Here is a 19,327-nt window from a genome sequence, read left to right as displayed (position 1 = left end):
GGCGGACGTTACGCCCGCCTCACGGATCAAGCCGCCCGCACGCCCGCCAGGAAGCGATCGACCTCGCTGCCGAGCCGCTCGGATTGGCGCGACAGCTCGGTGGCGCAGGCGAGCACCTGGGTGGCCGCCGCCCCCGTCTCCTCCGCAGCCGACGCCACGCCCGCGACGTTGCCGGTGACTTCCGCCGTGCCGAGGGCGGCCTGGGCGACGTTGCGGGCGATCTCCTGGGTCGCCGCGCCCTGCTCCTCCACCGCTGCCGCGATGCCGGTCGCCATGCCGCTGATCTCGCGGATGCGCCCGGCGATGCCGTCGATGGACGAGACCGCCTGACCGGTCGAGGCCTGGATGCGGCCGATCTGGTCGGTGATCTCGCCGGTGGCCCGCGCGGTCTGGTTCGCCAGCTCCTTCACCTCCGCCGCGACCACCGCGAAGCCCCGGCCCGCCTCTCCGGCACGCGCCGCCTCGATCGTGGCGTTGAGCGCGAGCAGATTGGTCTGGCCGGCGATGGCCGAGATCATCGTGACGATGTCGCCGACGCGGGCGACCTCGCCGCTCAGCTCCTTCACCAGGGCGGCGCTGCGGCCGGCTTCGCCCACGGCGGCCTGGGCGAGCGCCGCCGAGCCGTCGACCTGACGGCCGATCTCGCCCACCGTCGAGCCGAGTTCCTCGGCCGCCGCCGCCACGGTGGTGACGTTGGTCCCGGCCTCCTCGGCGGCGGCCGCGACCGCGAGCGAGCGGCGGGCGGTCTGGTCGGCGGTGCCGGCCATGCCCTGCGCGGTCGCCTGGAGCTGGGCCGCCGCGGAGGCGACGCCGCCGATCAGCCCGCCGACCGCCCGCTCGAAACCGTCGGCCATGGCCCGCGTCGCGGCGCGACGCTGCATCTCGGCCTCGGCGCGGGCGAGCGCGGTCTCCTCCTCCAGCGCGCGGGTGCGGATCAGGTTGTCCTTGAACACCTGCACGGCCGCCGCCATGGCGCCGATCTCGTCGCGGCGCCCTGTCGCCGGGATCGCCACGGTGGCGTCGCCCGCGGCCAGCCGCCCCATCGTCGCCGTCATGGCGCGCAGGGGACGGCCGACATGCAGCCCGAGCCCGATGGCGGCCGCGATCGCCGCGAGGCTCGCGAGGCCGACGAACAACGCCGTGAGCACGACGGCCTTCTCGTAGGCCGCTTCCGCCGCCTCACCGCTCAGCCGCGCCTCGGCCTCGTTGAGTTCGACGAGCTTCTGCAACGCGCCCAGCACCGCGCTGATGCCGGTGGACATGGTGGTGTTGTAGACGCGCTGCGCCCCGGCGAGGTCGCCGTCCTGAGCCTTGGCGGCGATCTCGGCCTGGAGGCCGGTATAGGCCTGCCACTGCGTCTCGAAGGCCCCGAACAGGGCGGCGGCCTCAGCCGTGGCGGGCTGCTTCAGGTACTCCGCCCGCAGCGTGGCGAGTTCGCCGTCGCGCTTGGCGATCGTCGCGGCGACCTCGTCGCGCAGCTTGGGCGTGTCCGCGGAGATGAGGCGCCCGCCGTTGACCCGCTGGCGCAGCACGAGAACCTGGATCTTGCCGAGCCGCTGCGTCACGGGCAGGCGCTGCGCGCGCAGATCCTCCGCCGCGGCATGGACCTGCCGCATCTCCCAGAGCGAGAGCGCCCCGAGCCCCGCCACCAGGGCGACCATGACCCCGAAACAGGCTCCGAGCTTTCCACGGATGGATGAAAGCCGGGCCATGTCGCGGTCTCCTGAGATGCGTGTTGATTCAGCACGATTGGTCGTCGCAGGGTTCTCGATCCCTTAACGGAGGCCCGGCGCAGGATAACCTTTGCCGCCTTTGTCAGCATTTGCCGCGACGATGATCAGGCGCCGCGACGCGGAACCGGCAGGACAGCCCTTCCCGTAGGCGATTCCGGCCGCTACGCTCGCGCCCTGCGCGGGGTCCGGCTGTCGCCGGGACGCACCTTCCGGCGACGCGCCGGGCGCCACCGTCACGAGAGACCCGAGACCGCCGCCGCATGGACGTGTTCGTACAGCAGCTCATCAACGGCCTGACGCTGGGCTCGATCTACGGCCTGATCGCCATCGGCTACACGATGGTGTTCGGCATCATCGGCATGGTGAACTTCGCCCATGGCGACGTCTTCATGGTCTCGACCTTCATCGCGCTGATCAGCTTCCTCGGGCTGACGGCTCTGGGCATCTCCTCGGTGGCTTTGGCTTTCCTCCTCGTGCTCATCGTCACCATGGCGCTGACCGCGCTCTGGGGCTTCTCCGTCGAGCGCATCGCCTACCGCCCCCTGCGCGGCTCGTTCCGGCTGGCGCCGCTGATCTCGGCCATCGGCGTGTCGATCTTCCTGTCGAACTTCGTGCAGGTGGCCCAAGGCGCGCGCAACAAGGCGCTGCCCTCCATGCTCGACGGCGGGCTGACCCTGTTCGAGCGCGACGGCTACGCCGTGACGCTTTCCTACAAGCAGATCCTGATCATGGCGGTGACCAGCGTGCTGCTGCTCGGCTTCTGGTACCTCGTCCAGCGCACGCCCTTCGGCCGGGCCCAGCGCGCCTGCGAGCAGGACCGGAAGATGGCCGCTTTGCTCGGCATCGACGTCGACCGCACCATCTCGCTCACCTTCGTGCTCGGCGCGGTGCTCGCGGCGGTCGCAGGGCTTCTCTACCTGCTCTATTACGGCGTGGTCTCGTTCTCCGACGGCTTCGTGCCCGGCGTGAAGGCCTTCACCGCGGCGGTGCTCGGCGGCATCGGCTCGCTCCCCGGCGCCGTGATCGGCGGGCTGATCATCGGGCTCATCGAGACGTTCTGGTCGGCCTACTTCTCCATCGAGTACAAGGACGTGGCCGCCTTCTCGATCCTCGCCATCGTCCTGATCTTCATGCCCTCGGGCCTGCTCGGCCGGGCCGAGGTCGAGAAGGTCTGATGGCCGCTGCGTCCTCGGCGTCCCCCGCCGCGATCCTCAAGGATGCCGGCCTGTTCGCCCTAGTGGCGTTCGGCCTGTGCGTGCCCATCGTCAGCCACCGCACCGATCTGGGCGCGGACGGCCTCGAACTGACCCCGCGCTGGGGCCTCGTCGCGGGCCTGTGCGCCGCCATCTTCGCCGTGCGGCTGGTCCAGCGCCTGGTGCTGGAGCGGCGCGCCGCGCGGGCCGTGCTCACCCCCTCGCCGCATCAGGCGACCGAGCCGGTCGGCGCGGAGCCCAATGCCGCCCAGTACCCTTCGAGTCTTGGCCTGCCGCGCCTCGGCCTGCCGCTCTTCGTCGGCTTTGCCCTGTTCCTGCCCTTGATCGCGGCGCTCGCCAGCGGCGGCCTCTCGCCCGCGCGCTACTGGATCGATCTCGGCATCCTGATCCTGACCTACGTGATGCTCGGCTGGGGCCTCAACATCGTGGTGGGCCTCGCCGGCCTGCTCGACCTCGGCTACGTCGCCTTCTACGCGGTCGGGGCCTATTCCTACGCCCTGCTCTCGACGGTGTTCGGCCTGTCGTTCTGGGTCTGCCTGCCGCTCGCCGGGCTGTTCGCCGGCCTGTGGGGGGTGATGCTGGGCTTCCCCGTCCTGCGGCTCAGGGGCGATTATCTCGCCATCGTCACGCTCGCCTTCGGCGAGATCATCCGCCTCGTGCTCATCAACTGGACCGATGTCACCGGCGGCTCGGCGGGCATCTCCTCGATCCCCCGCGCGACCTTCTTCGGCGTGCCGTTCAAGGCGGGACCGGACGGCTTCTCGGCGCTCGTCGGCCTGCCCTTCGATCCGATGCACCGCATCGTGTTCCTCTACTACCTGATCCTGGCGCTGGCGCTCCTCACCAGCCTCGTGACGTTGCGCCTGCGCCGCTTGCCGCTCGGCCGCGCCTGGGAGGCCCTGCGCGAGGACGAGATCGCCTGCCGCTCGCTCGGGATCGACACCACCAAGACCAAGCTCACCGCCTTCGCGCTCGGCGCCATGTTCGGCGGGTTCGCCGGCTCGTTCTTCGCCGTGCGCCAGGGCTTCGTCAGCCCGGAGAGCTTCAACTTCCTCGAGAGCGCGATCATCCTGGCGATCGTCGTGCTCGGCGGCATGGGCAGCCAGCTCGGCGTCGCGGTCGCCGCCGTCGCCATGGTCGGCGGGCCGGAACTCCTGCGCAACCTCGGCTTCCTCAAGGCCGTGTTCGGCGAGGGCTTCGACCCCAACGAGTTCCGCCTGCTGCTGTTCGGCCTCGCCATGGTCGCCATGATGATCTGGCGCCCCCGCGGCCTCATCTCGGACCGGATGCCCACGGTGGCGCTCGGCCAGCGCAAGGCGATCGGCAAGGACCTCGTGCGCGAGGGGCACGGCTGATGGCCACGCGCCGCCCGGACGACCCCGACGCTGTCCTCACCGTCGATCACCTCACCATGCGCTTCGGCGGGCTCACCGCCGTGGACGACCTCTCGTTCAAGGCGCGGCGCGGGGACATCACCGCGCTGATCGGCCCGAACGGAGCCGGCAAGACCACCGTGTTCAACTGCATCACCGGCTTCTACCGGCCGAGCGAGGGCATGCTGACGCTGCGCCATACCGATGGCGCCACGCACCTCCTGGAGCGGCTGCCGAACCACGCGGTGAACCGCCGGGCACGCGTCGCCCGCACCTTCCAGAACATCCGCCTGTTCTCCGGCATGACCGTGCTGGAGAACCTGATGGTGGCCCAGCACGCCCCCCTGATGCGCGCCTCGGGCTACACCCTGCTCGGGCTCTTGGGCCTGCCGGGCTACCGCCGGGCGGAGGCCGCGGCGGTCGCGAAGGCCACCGCGTGGCTGGAGCGGATCGATCTGCTCCGGCGCGCCGACGATCCGGCGGGCGACCTGCCCTACGGCGACCAGCGCCGCCTGGAGATCGCCAGGGCCATGTGCACCGGGCCGGAGTTGCTTTGCCTCGACGAGCCGGCAGCGGGCCTCAACCCGCGGGAATCGGCCGACCTCGCCCGGCTCCTGCGCCATATCCGCGACGAGCACGCCACCTCGGTGCTCTTGATCGAGCACGACATGGCGGTGGTGATGGAGATCTCCGACCACGTCGTCGTGCTGGATTACGGAAAGAAGATCGCCGACGGGCCGCCGCGGGAGATCCGCGAGGACCCGAAGGTCATCGCCGCCTATCTCGGCGTCGAGGACGAGGAGGTGGCGCAGGTCGATGCCGAGGTCGGGCTGACGATCCCCGTGGCCGAGGAGGCGCGCCCGTGAACGCCCCGCTCCTCAGCCTTCGCGGCGTCTCCGCGTACTACGGCAGCGTCGCGGCGCTCCGCGGCGTCGATCTCGACGTGAACGAGGGCGAGATCGTCACCCTGATCGGCGCCAACGGCGCCGGCAAGTCGACCCTGATGATGACGGTGTTCGGCGCCCCCCGCGCCCGCTCCGGCACGATTGCCTTCGCGGGCGAGGACATCACCGCCCGGCCGACCCACGCCATCGCCCGGCTCGGCCTCGCCCAGTCGCCGGAAGGCCGGCGCGTCTTCCCGCGCATGAGCGTGCAGGAGAACCTGCAGATGGGCGCCGCGCTGCACGGCGGCCGGTACTTCGGGCAGGACCTGGAAAAAGTCTGCACCCTGTTCCCCCGCCTCAAGGAGCGCCTGAACCAGCGCGCCGGCACGATGTCGGGCGGCGAGCAGCAGATGCTCGCCATCGGCCGCGCCCTGATGAGCCGGCCGCGCCTGCTGATGCTCGACGAACCCTCGCTCGGTCTCGCGCCGCTGGTGGTGAAGCAGATCTTTTCTGCGATCTCGGCGCTCAACCGGGAGGAGGGGATGACGATCTTCCTCGTCGAGCAGAACGCCTACCACGCCCTCAAGCTGGCGCATCGCGGCTCCGTGCTGGTCAACGGCCGCATCACCTTGAGCGGCCCGGCCCGCGCATTGCTTGACGATCCCTCGATCAAGGCCGCCTATCTCGAAGGCGGCCACGCCCCGACGGCGAGCGTGGGGGAGGGGGTCCAGGCGTGATGCAGGGCGTGCTGCACGAGTCGGAGTCGATCCTGCCCTTCCTCTTCGTCACCGGGGTGATGGGCGGCTGGGCCGGCTGGATGGCGGCGCGCGCCGTGGCGCGCAGTTGGCGGCCCTATCGCGCCTGCCTGCCGGCGCTGCTCGGCGTCGCGGCCGCCGTGCGCTTCATCCATTTCGCGCTGTTCTCGGGCACGCTGCTCTCACCCCACTACTTCGCCATCGACGCGCTCGTGGTGATCGCCATCGGCTCGGTGGCGTTCCGGATGACGCGGGCGCGGCAGATGACGACGCAATACCGCTGGCTCTACGCCCGCACCGGGCCGTTCACGTGGCGCGAACGCCAAGAGGGCCTATCGCAGGAAGCGGGGCGGCCGTGATTGTCGATTTTCGGGGGGACACCATGAAGCGTTTCACATTCCTGGCCGGCCTCGCGCTCGGCCTCGGCCTGAGCGGGGCGGCTCACGCCCAAATCAAGATCGGCGTCGGCAGCCCCGTGACCGGCAACAGCGCCGCCTTCGGCGCGCAGGTGCGCAACGGCGTCGTCCAGGCGGTGGAGGACATCAACAAGGCCGGCGGGGTGAAGGGCCAGACGTTCGAGCTCTCCACCGGGGACGACGCCTCCGACCCGAAGCAGGGCGTGTCGGTCGCCAACAAATTCGCCTCGGAAGGGGTGAAGATGGTGGTCGGCCACTTCAACTCGGGCGTCTCGATCCCGGCCTCCGACGTCTATCTCGATGCCGGCATCATCCAGATCACGCCGGGCTCGACCAACGTGAAGTTCACCGAGCGCGGCATGTGGAGCACCTTCCGCACCTGCGGGCGCGACGACCAGCAGGGCGCCATGGCCGGCGAGTACCTCGCGACCAAGCTCAAGGGGAAGAAGATCGCCTTCGTCCACGACAAGACCCCCTACGGCAAGGGCTTGGCCGACGAGACCCTCAAGGTCTTCCGCGCCAAGGGCGGCAAGGAGGTCCTGATCGAGGGCATCAATCCGGGCGAGAAGGACTATTCGGCGCTCGTCTCGAAGCTGAAGCAGAACGGCGTCGATCTGGTCTATTTCGGCGGCTACTACACCGAGGCCGGGTTGATCATCCGCCAGATGCGCGACCAGGGCCTCAAGGCGCCGCTGATGGGCGGCGACGGCATGGTCGACAAGGAACTCGTCGCCATCGCCGGCCCGGCGGCGGAGGGCACGCTCACCACCTTCCCGCCGGACGCGCGCAAGAACCCGGCGGCCAAGGACGTGGTCGCCGCCTTCAAGGCCAAGGGCATCGAGCCGGACGGCTACACCCTCTACGCCTATGCCGCGGTGCAGATCCTGGCCAAAGCCGTCGAGGCCACGGGCTCGACCGAGGGCGAAAAACTCGCCGCCTACCTGCACCAGGGCAAGCCGACCGCCACCGCCATCGGCGACATCGCCTACGACAAGAAGGGCGACATCACCCGGCCGGACTACGTGATCTACGAGTGGAAGAAGGGCCCGTCCGGCACCATCGACTACACCGGCAACGAGATCGCGCCGTAGCGATCCCGCATCAAACGCCCCGCTCGAACCGCGTGCGGTCGAGCCGGGCGCCGCGATAGGCGTCGGTCAGCGACAGGGCCCAGACGAAGAAGCCGCCGGCATGGCGCCCGACGAAGCTCGCCTCGGGGGCCGCGAATTTCGCCGTGAGCCAGCCGCCCAGGATGGCGAAGAGGGCGAAGCCCAGGCCGCGGGCGGCGCGGCCGGTCCAGACATGGCCCATGCCGGGCAGCAGGGCCGCGACCAAGAGGACGTGGCGCGGATCAGGCGGCGCGCACATGGTCGATCTCGTCCGGATTGTGCGACAGGGCGCGGGCGAGGCGATGCAGCCCGGCCAGCGTCTCGTCGAGGAGCGCCGGTGCGACGCCGTCGAGGTCGAACCGGCTGCCGCGGGTGAGCAGGTAGGCGCCGCGCGCGCCCTGCGCCGCCTGCACCACGAGGCGTAACCCCCGCGGCGTCACCAGCACCTCCTTCACGCGGGGGTCGGCCAGGATTTTTGCGAGGATGGGTTCGGCCCGTCGCAGCAGCGCCTCGGCCTCGGGGGTGCCGCGCACCAGCGTGTCGGCGGGCCAGCCGGCCGGGGTGTCGAGGCGCAGGGGCAGATCGGCGGGAGCGTAGAACTCGGCCCCCGCGGGCCGGCGCAGCACGTCGAGGGTGGCCCCCGTCGGCAACCGGCAGCGCAGGCTCACCGACAGCCAGAGCTGCGGCAGGCGCCGATGCACCAGCGCCTCCGGGATCAGCCGCACGGCGACCGGCAGGCTATCGTGAGAACCGTCGAGGGTGGCGAACCCGGCCCGGTCGCGCCCGAGCCGCGGCGCCTCCAGCCGCGGCGCGCATCCCGACAACAGACCGGCCCGCCACGCCGCCGACCGCCGTCCCTGCCGGAGGCAGAAGACGGCGGCGGTAAGCGCGATCAGGACGGAGACCGCGAGGAACATCGGCTCAATAGCCCTTGGGCTTGGGCCAGGGCATCGTGAACTGCTCGCCGCGGCGGACATACTTGTAGCGGTGCAGCACGAACCAGGCCGAGGCCGCGATGTAGAAGGCCATCATGGCGAGCAGCTGGGTGCCGTAGCCGAGGAACACCGCGAGATAGGTGACGGTGCAGAGCGAGAGCAGCAGCAAGGCCGGCAGCGGGTGGAGTGGGTGGACGTAGCCGCGGGCAATCGTGCCGAGCGGCCATTTGCGGCGGAACAGCACGATCGAGATGCCCATCAACGTGTACCCGAGCAGCCCCGATAGGATGGAGAGCGTGATGGTCTGATCGAGCGGGGTCGAGATCGCGAACAGGATCGCGATCGGCACGAAGAACACGATCGCCCGGTAAGGGGTGCGGTAGGTCGGATGCACCGCCCCGAACCAGACCGGCATGTAGCGGTCGCGGCCCATGGCGAACCAGGCGCGGGAGGCGTCGTTGATGCAGCCGTTGGCGGACGCCACGGTGGCGAACAGCGTGCCGAGGAACAGGAACAGCTCCAGCCAGCGGCTCCCGGTCAGCCGGGCCGCGTCGTAGAGCGGGGTGACGGCCTGACCGAGATATTCCCACGGCATCAGGCCGGTGGAGACGTACCACGTGAGGGTCGCGGCGATCAGCAGGGTCATCATGCCGGTCATGGTGCCGAGCGGGAGCGCGCGGGCGGGCGAGCGCACCTCTTCCGCGGCCTGGGTCGTGCCCTCGATGCCGAGGTAGAACCACAGGCCGAAATGCATCGCCGCGAGGATGCCGAGCGACCCATAGGGCAGGCCGACGAGCAGGCTCTCGTGCTGGAGCACCGCGCCCGGCGCCCAGGGCTGGGCGGCCACGAACAGCACCACGATGGCGGCAAAAGCGGCGGCCGTGATGACGAGGTTGAGGGTCAGCGTCGCCAGCACGCCGCGATAGTTGAGGAAGGCGAGCGCCACCACGGTCAGCACCATGAAGGCGCGCTTGTCGACCGTGCCCTCCAGATGCAGGCTGTGGGCGAAGGCCTCGATCAGGTCGCCCGTCACGATGGCGTTCGAGACCTCCAGCATGGTGTAGGCCATGACGAGGTAGAGGCCGACATTGAAGGCGGCCAGCGGCCCGATGATGTGCTTGGCCTGGGCGTATTGCCCGCCGGCCGCCGCGACCGTCGAGGTGATCTCGGAATCGATCATCGCGACGCAGGTGTAGAGGATGCCGGCGAGCCAGCAGGCGGCCAGCGCCGCGAGCGGCCCGCCCTTCCCGACGGCGAAGTTCCAGCCCATGAATTCGCCGACCAGCACGATGCCGACGCCGAGCGCCCAGACATGGCCCGGCCCGAGCACCCGCAGCAGCGCTATTTTTCGGGACTTTTCGGTCGCGACCTCGGCGGTCGGTGTTCCCGGTACGGCCGAGGGCGGAGCGGCGGCGGGTTGCAGGGTGCTCGTCATCACGACCTCGCCGCCGTCTCGCCGACATCGGCGTCCACGATCTCGCCCTCCTCCGAGGAGAGCAGGAAGCTCTCGTCGTAGGTGCGGTTGGTGCGCCAGAGGTCGAAGCCCATCCACAGGGCGAGGACGGTCGCGACCGCCCAGGCGCCCCAGTTCATCATGGCCACCATGGCAGGGTCCCCCGACTTTCGAACGCGGTGAAAGGGGTCGGACGGCTTCAGGAGCCGGCAACCTCAGTTGCGCGGCGGCCCGTCGAACCGCTCGGCGATGACCTCGCGGTACTGCTTGTCCGAGTAGCGGAACAGGAACACGAAGTAGCCGACGATGATGAGCGCGGTGAACGCCATCGCGCCCCAGTTGAAGGCGTAGTCGAAGCGCGTGCCGATGATCGTCGCGGCTTTTTCCGGGGTGAAGTCGAGCTTCTCCCACTGCGCCGCCATCACGGCGTTCTGGCCGAGCGACTCCCAGGTCGGGTTCTCGACCGTCTTCGTGGTGGTGCCCCCGCCCGCGAGCTTGAGCAGCAGCGGCAGGTAGAGGGTGATGACCACGAGCACCAGCATCAGCAGGGCGTCGACGACTTGGCCCGCGACCGACTGGGCCGGCGGCTCGTAGGGGGTGCGACCTTGAGGGAGGCGATTTGGGGGCTTGCGGCTCTGAGGAGAGGGAGCACCGGCCATGTCAGACCTCCCCCTTGCGGCGCAGCGCCCGCAGTTGGTCGAGATAGTAGAGGTCCATCCCGTAGATCGCGGCGCGGTCCTCGCCGTAATGGCGGATCATCGCGGCGATCGCGGCGGTGTTGAGCAGGACGACGCACAAGCCGACGCCGGCCATCAGCCCCGTGAGCCCGGCGGCCGCGATGGCCTCCCGCATGGTCCAGAAGGTGAAGGCGTAGACCATCCAGACGACGCAGACGGCCAGAATCGCCGCCGCCTTGTCGCGGCCGAACATGGCAGAGACCCGCGGATCCTGCACGGCGCACCTCCTCCGGCATGTATTCTTGAAAGGAATTGACCTTTCTTGCCGGGAAATATCCTGCCGCTCCGGACGGGCGTCAAGCCGGAAACGTCGCGGCGGCGCACCATTTGAGCACGATGGTTCCATCCCGCCTCCGCCCTTCAGCCGGACGGCTCGGAGGCTATCGGCGAGGAGGTGCGGCAGGCGCAGGAGCGCACCTGCTCCGGCGTCAGCGGGCGCGGCGAGGCGTGCGGAGCGGCGGCGGGGACGCGAGCGGCTCGGCAGGCGTTTTCTGTGCAACCGGGGCACCGAGTGCGGCCATCAACACGCGCAGGCCGTCCACCCATTCTTCGGCCTCCGCCAAGGTGGCGAAGCCATCACGCCGGAAAACCTTGTCGGGCTCGATGGTGGCGGTCACGTCGAACCGCCCGTCCGCTCGGTCGCTGATCGTGTAGGTCACGAGGCGAGGCATTCACGAGACTTAGAGCAGGAACGACGGGAAGGAAACCCCGTATCGCAAACGAAAAGCTTGACAAACCAAGGCGCTAGCGCGGAATCCAGCCACTTTGCCTTATATGGTATGCCACGAATACAGCCCCGCTTCGGCACCTCGACCGCTCAAGACATGGCCGGCTCTCTTGGTCTGCCCCTTCGAAAGGCAGTGATGACCGGGCTCGTTGCCCGGCCACCGACCCTCAGGCCGCCCCCTCAACCGACGGCGCGCAGCCGCTCAGGCTGGGATTTGATGACCTGGACGATTTGGCGACCGCGAAATTCTTCCGATTCCAAATAGCTTTTCAGCACATCGGCCAGATCGTTGCCGAGATGCGCTCGCGTGTGAACGCCGACTTCTTCCGAACTCGGCTCACGCCCGAGAATGATCCTGAAACACGCCGCAATATCGGCGAGCGTTGCCTTCGACATGATGAACCCCCACCCCTGGAGGCTGTGGGATAGCAAGATCGAGATTGATAATTCCATAACGAATTAGGGATTGGCTTACCATGATCGCCAGGTGTTGCCCTGCTGCACGGGCCGGCCGCGGCGCATAGATTGCCGGCTTAATCATTGATCCGAAGGGCGGTGTCGGTCTTTCGAAGAAAGACGTGTGGCGGAGGACCGGAAAGAGACGTTCTGAATCCAAGATCCAGAACGTTCCTCTCCGTTTTCGTTCGCCGCGGATTGCTCCGATACGCCGACGCCCCGGTCACCGATGCCCTCGGCGGCGGATCAGGCCCGGCGCCCGGCGAAGAAGCCGCGCAGCAGGGCCGCCGCCTCGCGCTCGCGGAAGCCCGAATAGACCTCCGGGGCATGGTGGCAGGTCGGCTGGTTGAACACCCTCGGCCCATGCTCGACGCCGCCGCCCTTCGGGTCGCTCGCCGCGTAGTAGAGCCGCCGGATGCGGGCGAAGGAGATCGCGCCGGCGCACATCGGGCAGGGCTCCAGCGTCACGTAGAGGTCGCAGCCCGAAAGCCGCTCGTCGCCCAGAGCGGCGCAGGCGGCGCGGATCGCCAGGATCTCGGCATGCGCCGTCGGGTCGCGGAGGGCGCGCGGGCGGTTGCCGGCGGTCGCGATCACCGCGCCGTCGCGCACCAGAACCGCGCCGACCGGCACCTCGCCGAGATCCGCCGCCTCGCGGGCGGCGGCGAAGGCGAGGTCGAACGGGTCCATCAGGTCGAGGGCGCCTCGTTCTCGCGCGCCACCGCCCGCCCGCCGATGTCGCGTCGGCAGAAGCCCTCCGGCCAGTCGATCCGGTCCAGAGCCGCGTAGGCGCGGGCCTGCGCCTGCCCGACGCTGGCGCCCAGCGCGGTCACTGCAAGCACGCGCCCGCCGTCGGACAGCAGCCGCTCGCCCTCGCGGCGGGTGCCGGCCTGGAACACGATGGCGCCGCCCTCGGCCTCCGCCGCCTCGACGCCGCGGATCTCGGAGCCGCGGGTCACGGGGCCGGGATAACCCTGCGCCGCCATCACCACGGTGAGCGCCGCCCGCGCCGGATCGAAGCCGATGGTCACGCCCGAAAGGTCGCCCCTGGCGGCAGCGAGCAGGGCGGGCACGAGATCGCCGGTGAGCCGCGGCATCAGCACCTGCGCCTCGGGATCGCCGAAGCGGGTGTTGTACTCGATGAGCTTGGGGCCCTCATCGGTCAGCATCAGCCCGGCATAGAGGATGCCGGAGAACGGCGTGCCCCGCTCGGCCATGCCGCGCAGGGTGGGGGCGATGATCGCCTCCATCACGGTCCGCTCGATCTCCGGCGTGACGATGGCGGCGGGGGAATAGGCGCCCATGCCGCCGGTATTGGGGCCGCGGTCGCCGTCATGGACGCGCTTGTGGTCCTGCGCGGTGCCCAGCGGAATCGCGCGGGTGCCGTCGCACAGGGCGAAGAAGCTCGCCTCCTCGCCGAACAGGCACTCTTCGATCACGAGAGCCCCCCCTTGGGCGCCGCCCGCCTCGCCCAGGATCGCGCGCACGGCCTCCTCGGCCTGTTCCAGGGTCTCGGCCACCGTCACGCCCTTGCCGGCGGCCAGGCCATCGGCCTTGACGACGATCGGCGCGCCTTGGCTCCGCAGATAGGCGAGCGCCGGATCCAATGCGGTGAAGCGGCCGAAGGCGGCGGTGGGGATGCCGTACTCGGCGCACAGATCCTTGGTGAAGCCCTTGGAGCCTTCGAGCTGCGCCGCGGCCTTGGTCGGCCCGAAGGCCGGGATGCCGGCGGCCGTCAGATCGTCCACGAGTCCCGCCACCAGCGGCGCCTCCGGCCCGACCACCACGAGCCCCATGTTCTCGGACCGGCAGAACCTCACGACGGCGTCGTGGTCGGCGACCGCGAGGTCCGGGCGGTTCTCGCCGTGCCGGGCGGTGCCGGGATTGCCGGGAGCCACGAAAAGCCTCTGGCAGAGCGGCGATTTCGCGATCGCCCAGGCCAGGGCATGCTCGCGCCCGCCGGAACCGACGAGCAGGATGTTGAGAGGGGTCTGGCTCATGGTCTCACCCCATCCCAAAAATCGCGGGCCGGGGGAAGGGCTCGGGAGCAATTCGGGCGCCGCTGATTTCGCGCCGGGGCGCGCCGCGACGCGGAACGCCGCGCCCGCTCGCCCGTTGATGCAGGCCATGCCCCTCTGCCGCCACTCGACCAGCCCCACGCTTCCCGCCCAACCCGGGCCGACGGCCGTGCGGCTGTCGCATTACGTGGTGGCGCGCCGCCTCGCGCCGCGGGCCGCCAACGACAACCGCCGCCCCCGCGCCGTCCCGGCCTGGCCCTGGGCCGTGATGATTGCGGCCGCGCCGGCGCTGACGGCGGCGCTCATCCTCGCGCAGTTGATCTGAGCGACGGAGGCGTCCCACGAGGTTGCCGCCGGCGCCCTGTGCCTCTCTGACGTGGCGCCCCCGCATCCCTCCCCAACCTGTGGCCCACCTGCCCTTTACCCGCCCCGGCCCGGTCCCGTAGCGTCCGGGCCATGCCACTCGTGCCCCCGCCGCGTCCCGCCGCCGTGCCGCCGCCTCCGCCGCCGGGGGAGGCCTCGCCCGCTGCGCTCCTCAACGCCAACGCCCCGGAATGGTCGGTCGGCGATCTCGCCGCCGCGCTGAAGCGCACGCTGGAGGATTCCTTCGGCCATGTGCGGCTGCGGGGCGAGATCTCGGGCTATCGCGGGCCGCACGGCTCGGGCCACGCCTACTTCTCGCTCAAGGACGGCAGCGCCAAGATCGACGCAGTGGTGTGGAAGGGCGTGCTCGGGCGGCTGCGCCAGAAGCCCAAAGAGGGGCTGGAGGTCGTCGCCACCGGCAAGATCACGACGTTTGCGGGAAAATCCTCGTACCAGATCGTCGTCGATTCGATGGAGCCCGCGGGCGTCGGCGCCTGGATGGCCTTGCTGGAAGAGCGCAAGCGGGTGCTCGCCGCCGAGGGGCTGTTCGCGCCCGAGCGCAAGCGGCCGATTCCGTTCCTGCCGGGCGTCATCGGCGTCGTCACCTCGCCGACCGGCGCCGTCATCCGCGACATCCTCCATCGGCTCGCCGACCGGTTCCCCCGCCCCGTCCTGGTCTGGCCGGTGCGGGTGCAGGGGGAGGGGGCCGCGCCCGAGATCGCCGCCGCCATCCGCGGCTTCAACGCGCTCGTGCCGGGCGGGGCGATCCCGCGGCCGGACGTGCTGATCGTCGCCCGCGGCGGCGGCTCGATCGAGGATCTGTGGGCCTTCAACGAGGAGGCGGTGGTGCGCGCCGCCGCCGAGAGCGCGATCCCGCTGATCGCGGCGGTCGGCCACGAGACCGACACCACGCTGATCGACTACGCCGCCGACCGCCGCGCCCCGACGCCCACGGGCGCCGCCGAGATGGCCGTGCCGGTGCGGACCGAGTTGCTGGCCCAGATCCACGATCTCGGCGCCCGGCAGGCCGGCACGGTGCTGCGGCGGATCGAGCGCGAGCGCTCCGACTTCCGCGCGCTGGTGCGGGCGATCCCCAACCCGGACGCCTTCCTGGCCGGCAAGCGCCAGCGGCTCGACCTCGCCGAGGCGCGGCTGCGGCCCGCGCTCGCCGCCAACGCCCGCGATTCCCGCGAGCGGCTGTCGCGGCTCGCCGACCGGCTCACCCGCCGCTCGCCGGCCATCGCGGTGGCCGAGGCCCGCACCCGGCTGGCCGGCATCGACCACCGCCCGCGCACCGCCGTGCTGCGGATGCTCGAGCGCCGCCGCGACCGGCTCGGCGCCCTGGACCGGATGCTCGGCGCCCTGAGCTACCGGGCGGTGCTGGCCCGCGGTTACGCCCTGGTGCGCGACGAGGCCGGCCTGCCGATCCGCTCGGCGGAGGCCGCCGCGACCGCGGCCCGGCTTCAGCTCCAGTTCGCCGACGGCGCCATCACCGCCCTGCCCGAGGGCTCCGCACCGCCGCCCCCGGCCAAGCCGAAGCGCGCCGCGCGCAAGCCGGCGCCCGAGGCGCCGAAGCCGGAGACCGCCGAGGCCGCGCCCGCCGCGCGGCAAGGCTCGCTGTTCTGAGGTTTCCCGACGGGCCCGCTCACGGCTCGCCCCACAGCCACGCGGCCGTGCCCGCCAGAACCGCCACCGCCGCCGCTCCGGTCCAGGCGAGGGCGGCCCCCTCGGCCATGTCGACGAGGCCGAGGGCGCGGACCATGAGCGGGCCGGCGATCTGACCGGCGGCGAAGGCGGCGGTCATGCGGGCGAGGAGCGGGGTCGGGTCGGCGGGATGCGCCGCGCGGGCGAGCTGGAGGCCGGCCATGGTCGCCACCATGAAGGTGCCGCCGACGAGGAGCGCCGAGGCGGCCACGCTCCAGAGCGACGGAAGCAGGAGGGGCAGGGCGGTTCCGAGCGCCATGACGCCCTGCGCCACCGCCCAGACCCGGCGCCGCGGCGCCCGCTGCCCCCAGCGGGCCACGCCCGCGACCGAGAGGGCGGCGGCCAGCCCGAACAGCGGCCAGGCCAGCCCGAACACCAGCGGATCGGGCGTGAGCGCCCGCGCCATGGCCGGCAGGAAGGTCGCGGGCAGGATGTAGCCGAAGCCGAAGGCGCCGTAGCAGACCACGAGGGCCGCCTGTCCGCCCCGGCGCTCTGCCGAGACCTCGGCCGTGTGCGGCGCGGCGCCTGCCTCGCCCGGGCCGCGCGAAAGGCCCCACACGAGCCACGTCCCTGTCGCCGCGATCAGACCGAGTTCGAGCCAGAGCCGGTCCGCCGGCTGGCGCCCGCCGAGCCAGGCCAGCATGCCGGCCAGCGCGACGCCGAGGCCGACGCCGGTATAGATCCAGGCACCCCACGCCTCGGCCCGGTGCCGGGCGAGTTCGGCGAGACACCAGCCGCTGGCGCAGACCAGCGCCCATGCGCTGAACACGCCCGCCGCCGCCCGCAGCCCGGCGCCGACCAAAGGACTTGGGACGGCGCCGATCCCCGCCATCGCGAGCGTCGTTCCGGCGACGCCGAGGAGCCCGAACCGCAGGCCGCGGCGCGGATCGGTGAAGCGGGCCGCGCTCAGGGCGCCGACGAGATAGCCGAGATAGTTGGCCGCCGCCCATTCGGCGCCGGTGGCGGCGTCGAGGCCGCCGTCGCGGATCATCAGCGGCATCAGCGGGGTGAAGGCGAAGCGGCCGATCCCCATGGCGACGGCGAGCGCCACGAGGCCGCCGACGAGCGGCCGGATCGCCGGATCGGCGGGGGAGGGCGCGCCGCTCACTCGGCGAGGGTGCCGACGCAGGCGAGGTCGCCCTCCTGGCAGGTGAGGTAGCCGGTCAGCCGCCGGGTCCGTTCCTCGGTGAGGGCGGTCAGGCAGCCCGCGCGCACCATCGGCTGGGCCGAGCCGCCCTCGGTGCCGAGGGCTTCGAGATCGCAGCTCTTGTCACGGTAGGGCAGCCAGGCGCGCTGTGCCTCCTTGAGGGCCGCTTGCGCCTGCGGGCCGATGCGCTTCATCAGTTTGAGATAGGCCGCGTTCATCGCCGCGTCGGCGCGCTTGAGGTCGGCGTCGGCACAGGCGTTGAGATCGGCCTGCGCCGTGCCCTTGCACTCCGCGGCGGCGGCGGACGAACCGAGCGCGAGACCGAACGCGGCGGCGGCGAGACACGCGCGAACCATTCTGGGCACTCCCGGCGGCGGCGGGCGGGGCGCCCGGCCGCTCCATTCCGCCCACGCCGAGGGTCCGGTCAAGAACCGGCTCGTGCACAAGCTCTTGTACGCCGTCGGCCCGAGCTCGCCGTCCGGCGCCCCATCACGCAACCCCCTCCCGCCGCGGGGGCGGCTTGACCCGCCTGACCGCCTCTGCGACCGACGCGGCACGGCCCGTGCCTTCCGGAATACGGGCAGGATACGGGCTTGGCGGCAGGAGAGGCTTCGTGACCACGGCGATCGATTCGGACCAGAAGCTCCACCTCGTGTTCGGCGGCGAGCTGGAGGATGTCTCGGGCGTGCGCTTCCGCGACCTGAAGGATCTCGACGTGGTCGGCATCTTCCCCGACTACGCCTCCGCCCAGACGGCGTGGCGCGCCAAGGCCCAGGCCACCGTCGACAGCGCCCAGACCCGCTACTTCATCGTCCACCTGCACCGCCTGCTCGAGCCGTGAGGGCTGCGCCCCAACGGGCGAAGCGATCCTCCGGCTTCCGTGTAATCGGGCGCGAAGAGCGCTCCGCCAGACGCCTCGGCATGAGCCAAGGCGTCTGGCGGAGCGAGCAGCCAAAGCCGCGGACGCGGCTGCCGGCGTTTGAGGTCAGCCAAAACCCTCACAACAGCTTCGCCCCGCGAAGCTGTTGTGACGACGCGGCCCCGCTGTTATGAGCCGGCGCGACCGGATTGCGGCGCGGTCTGGGACGTGCGTCGTCGTGCGCGTTCCGCCAGTTGAGAGAGCCGAGAGACGCCCGGCATGACGTCGTCGATCAAGATCATCGCAGGCAATGCGAGCCGCCCGCTCGCCGAAGCGATCGCCGCCTATCTCGAATTGCCGCTGGCAAGCTGCATGGTCCGGCGCTTCGCCGACATGGAGATCTTCGTCGAGCTGCAGGAGAACGTGCGCGGCGAGGACGTGTTCATCGTCCAGTCGACCTCGTTCCCGGCCAACGATCACCTGATGGAACTGCTCATCATGATCGACGCGGCGCGGCGCTCCTCGGCGCGGCGCATCACGGCCGTGATCCCCTATTTCGGCTATGCCCGACAGGACCGGCGCACATCGGGCCGCACGCCGATCTCGGCCAAGTTGGTCGCCAACCTCATCACCGAGGCCGGAGCCGACCGGGTGCTCACCCTCGATCTCCATGCCGGCCAGATCCAGGGCTTCTTCGACATCCCCACCGACAACCTGTTCGCCGCCCCCGTGATGGTGCGCGACATCAAGGAGCGGCTGGCGCCGGGCCAGCGCATGGTGGTCTCCCCCGATGTCGGCGGCGTGGTGCGCGCCCGGGCGCTGGCCAAGCGCATCGATGCCTCGCTCGCCATCGTCGACAAGCGCCGCGAGCGGGCGGGCGAGTCGGAGGTGATGAACATCATCGGCGAGGTCGAGGGCCAGTCCTGCATCCTCGTGGACGACATCGTCGATTCCGGCGGCACCCTGGTGAACGCGGCGGAAGCCCTCCTGAACGCGGGCGCCAGGGACGTGTCCGCCTACATCACCCACGGGGTGCTCTCGGGCGGCGCGGTCTCGCGCATCGCCGCCTCGCGGATGAAGGAACTCGTCATCACCGATTCGATCCTGCCGACGCAGGCGGTCAAGCTCGCGCGCAACATCCGCGTGATCTCGATCGCGCCGCTGCTCGGCGAAGCGATCGGGCGCACGGCCACCGAATCGAGTGTGTCGAGCCTCTTCACCTGAGGCGCGGGCCCTTCCGCGCCCGGCCGCCCCGCCGGCCGGAGAAAAATTTCTGTTCGGTCCACCGCGCGTTCCCTGCAGGGGCGTAGCCTAAAGCCTCGTCCCGAAAGGTGGTTTCCGGCTTTCGGGAAAAAGACGATGCGGCCCAACACCGGAGAGCATCGTCCCGGATCCGATATCCAGGACGGTGCTCCAGGGACGCGGTGGAATTATCCCACAGGGCGAA

General features: G+C 70.9%; 23 protein-coding genes. 10 read left to right on the top strand and 13 right to left on the bottom strand.

The annotated features are described in order from the left end of the window. Window positions 1–26 precede the first annotated feature (26 nt). Window positions 27–1,712: a methyl-accepting chemotaxis protein gene (locus BM140_RS01665; protein WP_091941288.1), complete on the bottom strand. Its 1,686-nt coding sequence runs from the start codon at window positions 1,710–1,712 to the stop codon at window positions 27–29. Between the two features lie 281 nt (window positions 1,713–1,993). On the opposite strand from BM140_RS01665, the gene BM140_RS01660 reads away from it, so the two are divergent. The 6 genes from BM140_RS01660 to BM140_RS01635 are packed head-to-tail and all read left to right on the top strand — an operon-like array spanning window position 1,994 to window position 7,466. Next, window positions 1,994–2,908, top strand: a complete 915-nt coding sequence (locus BM140_RS01660; RefSeq protein WP_091941286.1) for an ABC transporter permease subunit — start codon at window positions 1,994–1,996, stop codon at window positions 2,906–2,908. After that, window positions 2,908–4,302, top strand: a complete 1,395-nt coding sequence (gene livM, locus BM140_RS01655) for a high-affinity branched-chain amino acid ABC transporter permease LivM (protein WP_091941284.1) — start codon at window positions 2,908–2,910, stop codon at window positions 4,300–4,302. Before BM140_RS01660 ends, livM begins: the two co-directional genes overlap by 1 nt. Further along, on the top strand, window positions 4,302–5,186 hold the full coding sequence (locus tag BM140_RS01650) for an ABC transporter ATP-binding protein (RefSeq protein ID WP_091941282.1): 885 nt from the start codon (window positions 4,302–4,304) through the stop codon (window positions 5,184–5,186). The genes livM and BM140_RS01650 overlap by 1 nt, the downstream gene beginning before the upstream one ends. Next, on the top strand, window positions 5,183–5,941 hold the full coding sequence (locus BM140_RS01645; protein ID WP_091941280.1) for an ABC transporter ATP-binding protein: 759 nt from the start codon (window positions 5,183–5,185) through the stop codon (window positions 5,939–5,941). The genes BM140_RS01650 and BM140_RS01645 overlap by 4 nt, the downstream gene beginning before the upstream one ends. Continuing rightward, window positions 5,941–6,318: a DUF6867 family protein gene (locus BM140_RS01640; protein WP_091941278.1), complete on the top strand. Its 378-nt coding sequence runs from the start codon at window positions 5,941–5,943 to the stop codon at window positions 6,316–6,318. The genes BM140_RS01645 and BM140_RS01640 overlap by 1 nt, the downstream gene beginning before the upstream one ends. A gap of 23 nt (window positions 6,319–6,341) precedes the next feature. Next, window positions 6,342–7,466 (top strand): branched-chain amino acid ABC transporter substrate-binding protein, encoded by a 1,125-nt coding sequence (locus BM140_RS01635; protein ID WP_091941276.1) that lies wholly within the window; start codon window positions 6,342–6,344, stop codon window positions 7,464–7,466. A 10-nt stretch (window positions 7,467–7,476) separates the two neighbouring features. Here the strand turns inward: BM140_RS01635 and BM140_RS01630 are convergent, their stop codons facing one another. The 10 genes from BM140_RS01630 to purD all read right to left on the bottom strand — a co-directional run bounded on the left by BM140_RS01630 (window position 7,477) and on the right by purD (window position 13,789). Continuing rightward, the gene (locus tag BM140_RS01630; RefSeq protein WP_091941274.1) at window positions 7,477–7,743 is read right to left on the bottom strand and encodes a hypothetical protein; all 267 of its coding nucleotides are present in this window, start codon (window positions 7,741–7,743) and stop codon (window positions 7,477–7,479) included. Beyond that, window positions 7,727–8,401: a hypothetical protein gene (locus tag BM140_RS01625; RefSeq protein WP_091941272.1), complete on the bottom strand. Its 675-nt coding sequence runs from the start codon at window positions 8,399–8,401 to the stop codon at window positions 7,727–7,729. Before BM140_RS01625 ends, BM140_RS01630 begins: the two co-directional genes overlap by 17 nt. A 4-nt stretch (window positions 8,402–8,405) precedes the next feature. Continuing rightward, entirely contained in the window at window positions 8,406–9,854 is a 1,449-nt protein-coding gene (locus tag BM140_RS01620) for an APC family permease (RefSeq protein ID WP_244535243.1), read from the bottom strand. Further along, a complete protein-coding gene (locus BM140_RS25675; RefSeq protein ID WP_165616368.1) occupies window positions 9,854–10,024 on the bottom strand; it encodes a hypothetical protein in 171 nt (56 codons plus the stop codon). The genes BM140_RS01620 and BM140_RS25675 overlap by 1 nt, the downstream gene beginning before the upstream one ends. A 63-nt stretch (window positions 10,025–10,087) precedes the next feature. Beyond that, window positions 10,088–10,531 carry a hypothetical protein gene (locus tag BM140_RS01615; RefSeq protein WP_091941270.1) on the bottom strand — a complete coding sequence of 148 codons (444 nt, stop codon included), beginning with the start codon at window positions 10,529–10,531 and terminating at the stop codon, window positions 10,088–10,090. A 1-nt stretch (window position 10,532) separates the two neighbouring features. Then, entirely contained in the window at window positions 10,533–10,826 is a 294-nt protein-coding gene (locus tag BM140_RS01610; protein WP_091941268.1) for a hypothetical protein, read from the bottom strand. A 211-nt stretch (window positions 10,827–11,037) separates the two neighbouring features. After that, entirely contained in the window at window positions 11,038–11,268 is a 231-nt protein-coding gene (locus BM140_RS01605; protein ID WP_244535242.1) for an elongator complex 1 family protein, read from the bottom strand. A 248-nt stretch (window positions 11,269–11,516) separates the two neighbouring features. After that, a complete protein-coding gene (locus tag BM140_RS01600; RefSeq protein WP_131803721.1) occupies window positions 11,517–11,732 on the bottom strand; it encodes a hypothetical protein in 216 nt (71 codons plus the stop codon). Window positions 11,733–12,038: 306 nt separating this feature from the next. Continuing rightward, window positions 12,039–12,482 carry a nucleoside deaminase gene (locus tag BM140_RS01595; RefSeq protein WP_091941262.1) on the bottom strand — a complete coding sequence of 148 codons (444 nt, stop codon included), beginning with the start codon at window positions 12,480–12,482 and terminating at the stop codon, window positions 12,039–12,041. Next, window positions 12,479–13,789 (bottom strand): phosphoribosylamine--glycine ligase, encoded by a 1,311-nt coding sequence (gene purD / locus BM140_RS01590; RefSeq protein WP_091941260.1) that lies wholly within the window; start codon window positions 13,787–13,789, stop codon window positions 12,479–12,481. The genes BM140_RS01595 and purD overlap by 4 nt, the downstream gene beginning before the upstream one ends. 127 nt (window positions 13,790–13,916) lie before the next feature. Here purD and BM140_RS01585 point away from each other — a divergent pair, with 127 nt between their 5' ends. Both BM140_RS01585 and xseA read left to right on the top strand, forming a co-directional pair. Next, the gene (locus BM140_RS01585) at window positions 13,917–14,132 is read left to right on the top strand and encodes a hypothetical protein (protein WP_091941734.1); all 216 of its coding nucleotides are present in this window, start codon (window positions 13,917–13,919) and stop codon (window positions 14,130–14,132) included. Between the two features lie 131 nt (window positions 14,133–14,263). Next, on the top strand, window positions 14,264–15,796 hold the full coding sequence (gene xseA / locus BM140_RS01580) for an exodeoxyribonuclease VII large subunit (RefSeq protein WP_091941257.1): 1,533 nt from the start codon (window positions 14,264–14,266) through the stop codon (window positions 15,794–15,796). 19 nt (window positions 15,797–15,815) lie between these two features. Here xseA and BM140_RS01575 read toward each other — a convergent pair whose 3' ends face one another. After that, complete coding sequence (locus BM140_RS01575; RefSeq protein ID WP_244535241.1) at window positions 15,816–16,982, bottom strand: YbfB/YjiJ family MFS transporter; 1,167 nt, start codon at window positions 16,980–16,982, stop codon at window positions 15,816–15,818. After that, a complete protein-coding gene (locus BM140_RS01570) occupies window positions 16,979–17,377 on the bottom strand; it encodes a lysozyme inhibitor LprI family protein (RefSeq protein ID WP_091941255.1) in 399 nt (132 codons plus the stop codon). The genes BM140_RS01575 and BM140_RS01570 overlap by 4 nt, the downstream gene beginning before the upstream one ends. 257 nt (window positions 17,378–17,634) lie before the next feature. Here BM140_RS01570 and BM140_RS01565 point away from each other — a divergent pair, with 257 nt between their 5' ends. Both BM140_RS01565 and BM140_RS01560 read left to right on the top strand, forming a co-directional pair. Continuing rightward, on the top strand, window positions 17,635–17,862 hold the full coding sequence (locus BM140_RS01565; protein WP_091941253.1) for a DUF4170 domain-containing protein: 228 nt from the start codon (window positions 17,635–17,637) through the stop codon (window positions 17,860–17,862). Between the two features lie 297 nt (window positions 17,863–18,159). Next, window positions 18,160–19,104 (top strand): ribose-phosphate pyrophosphokinase, encoded by a 945-nt coding sequence (locus tag BM140_RS01560; protein ID WP_091941251.1) that lies wholly within the window; start codon window positions 18,160–18,162, stop codon window positions 19,102–19,104. Window positions 19,105–19,327: the final 223 nt, after the last annotated feature.

This window comes from Methylorubrum salsuginis, from assembly GCF_900114375.1.
Classification (GTDB): domain Bacteria; phylum Pseudomonadota; class Alphaproteobacteria; order Rhizobiales; family Beijerinckiaceae; genus Methylobacterium; species Methylobacterium salsuginis.
This window is presented reverse-complemented; position numbering and strand designations above follow the sequence as displayed.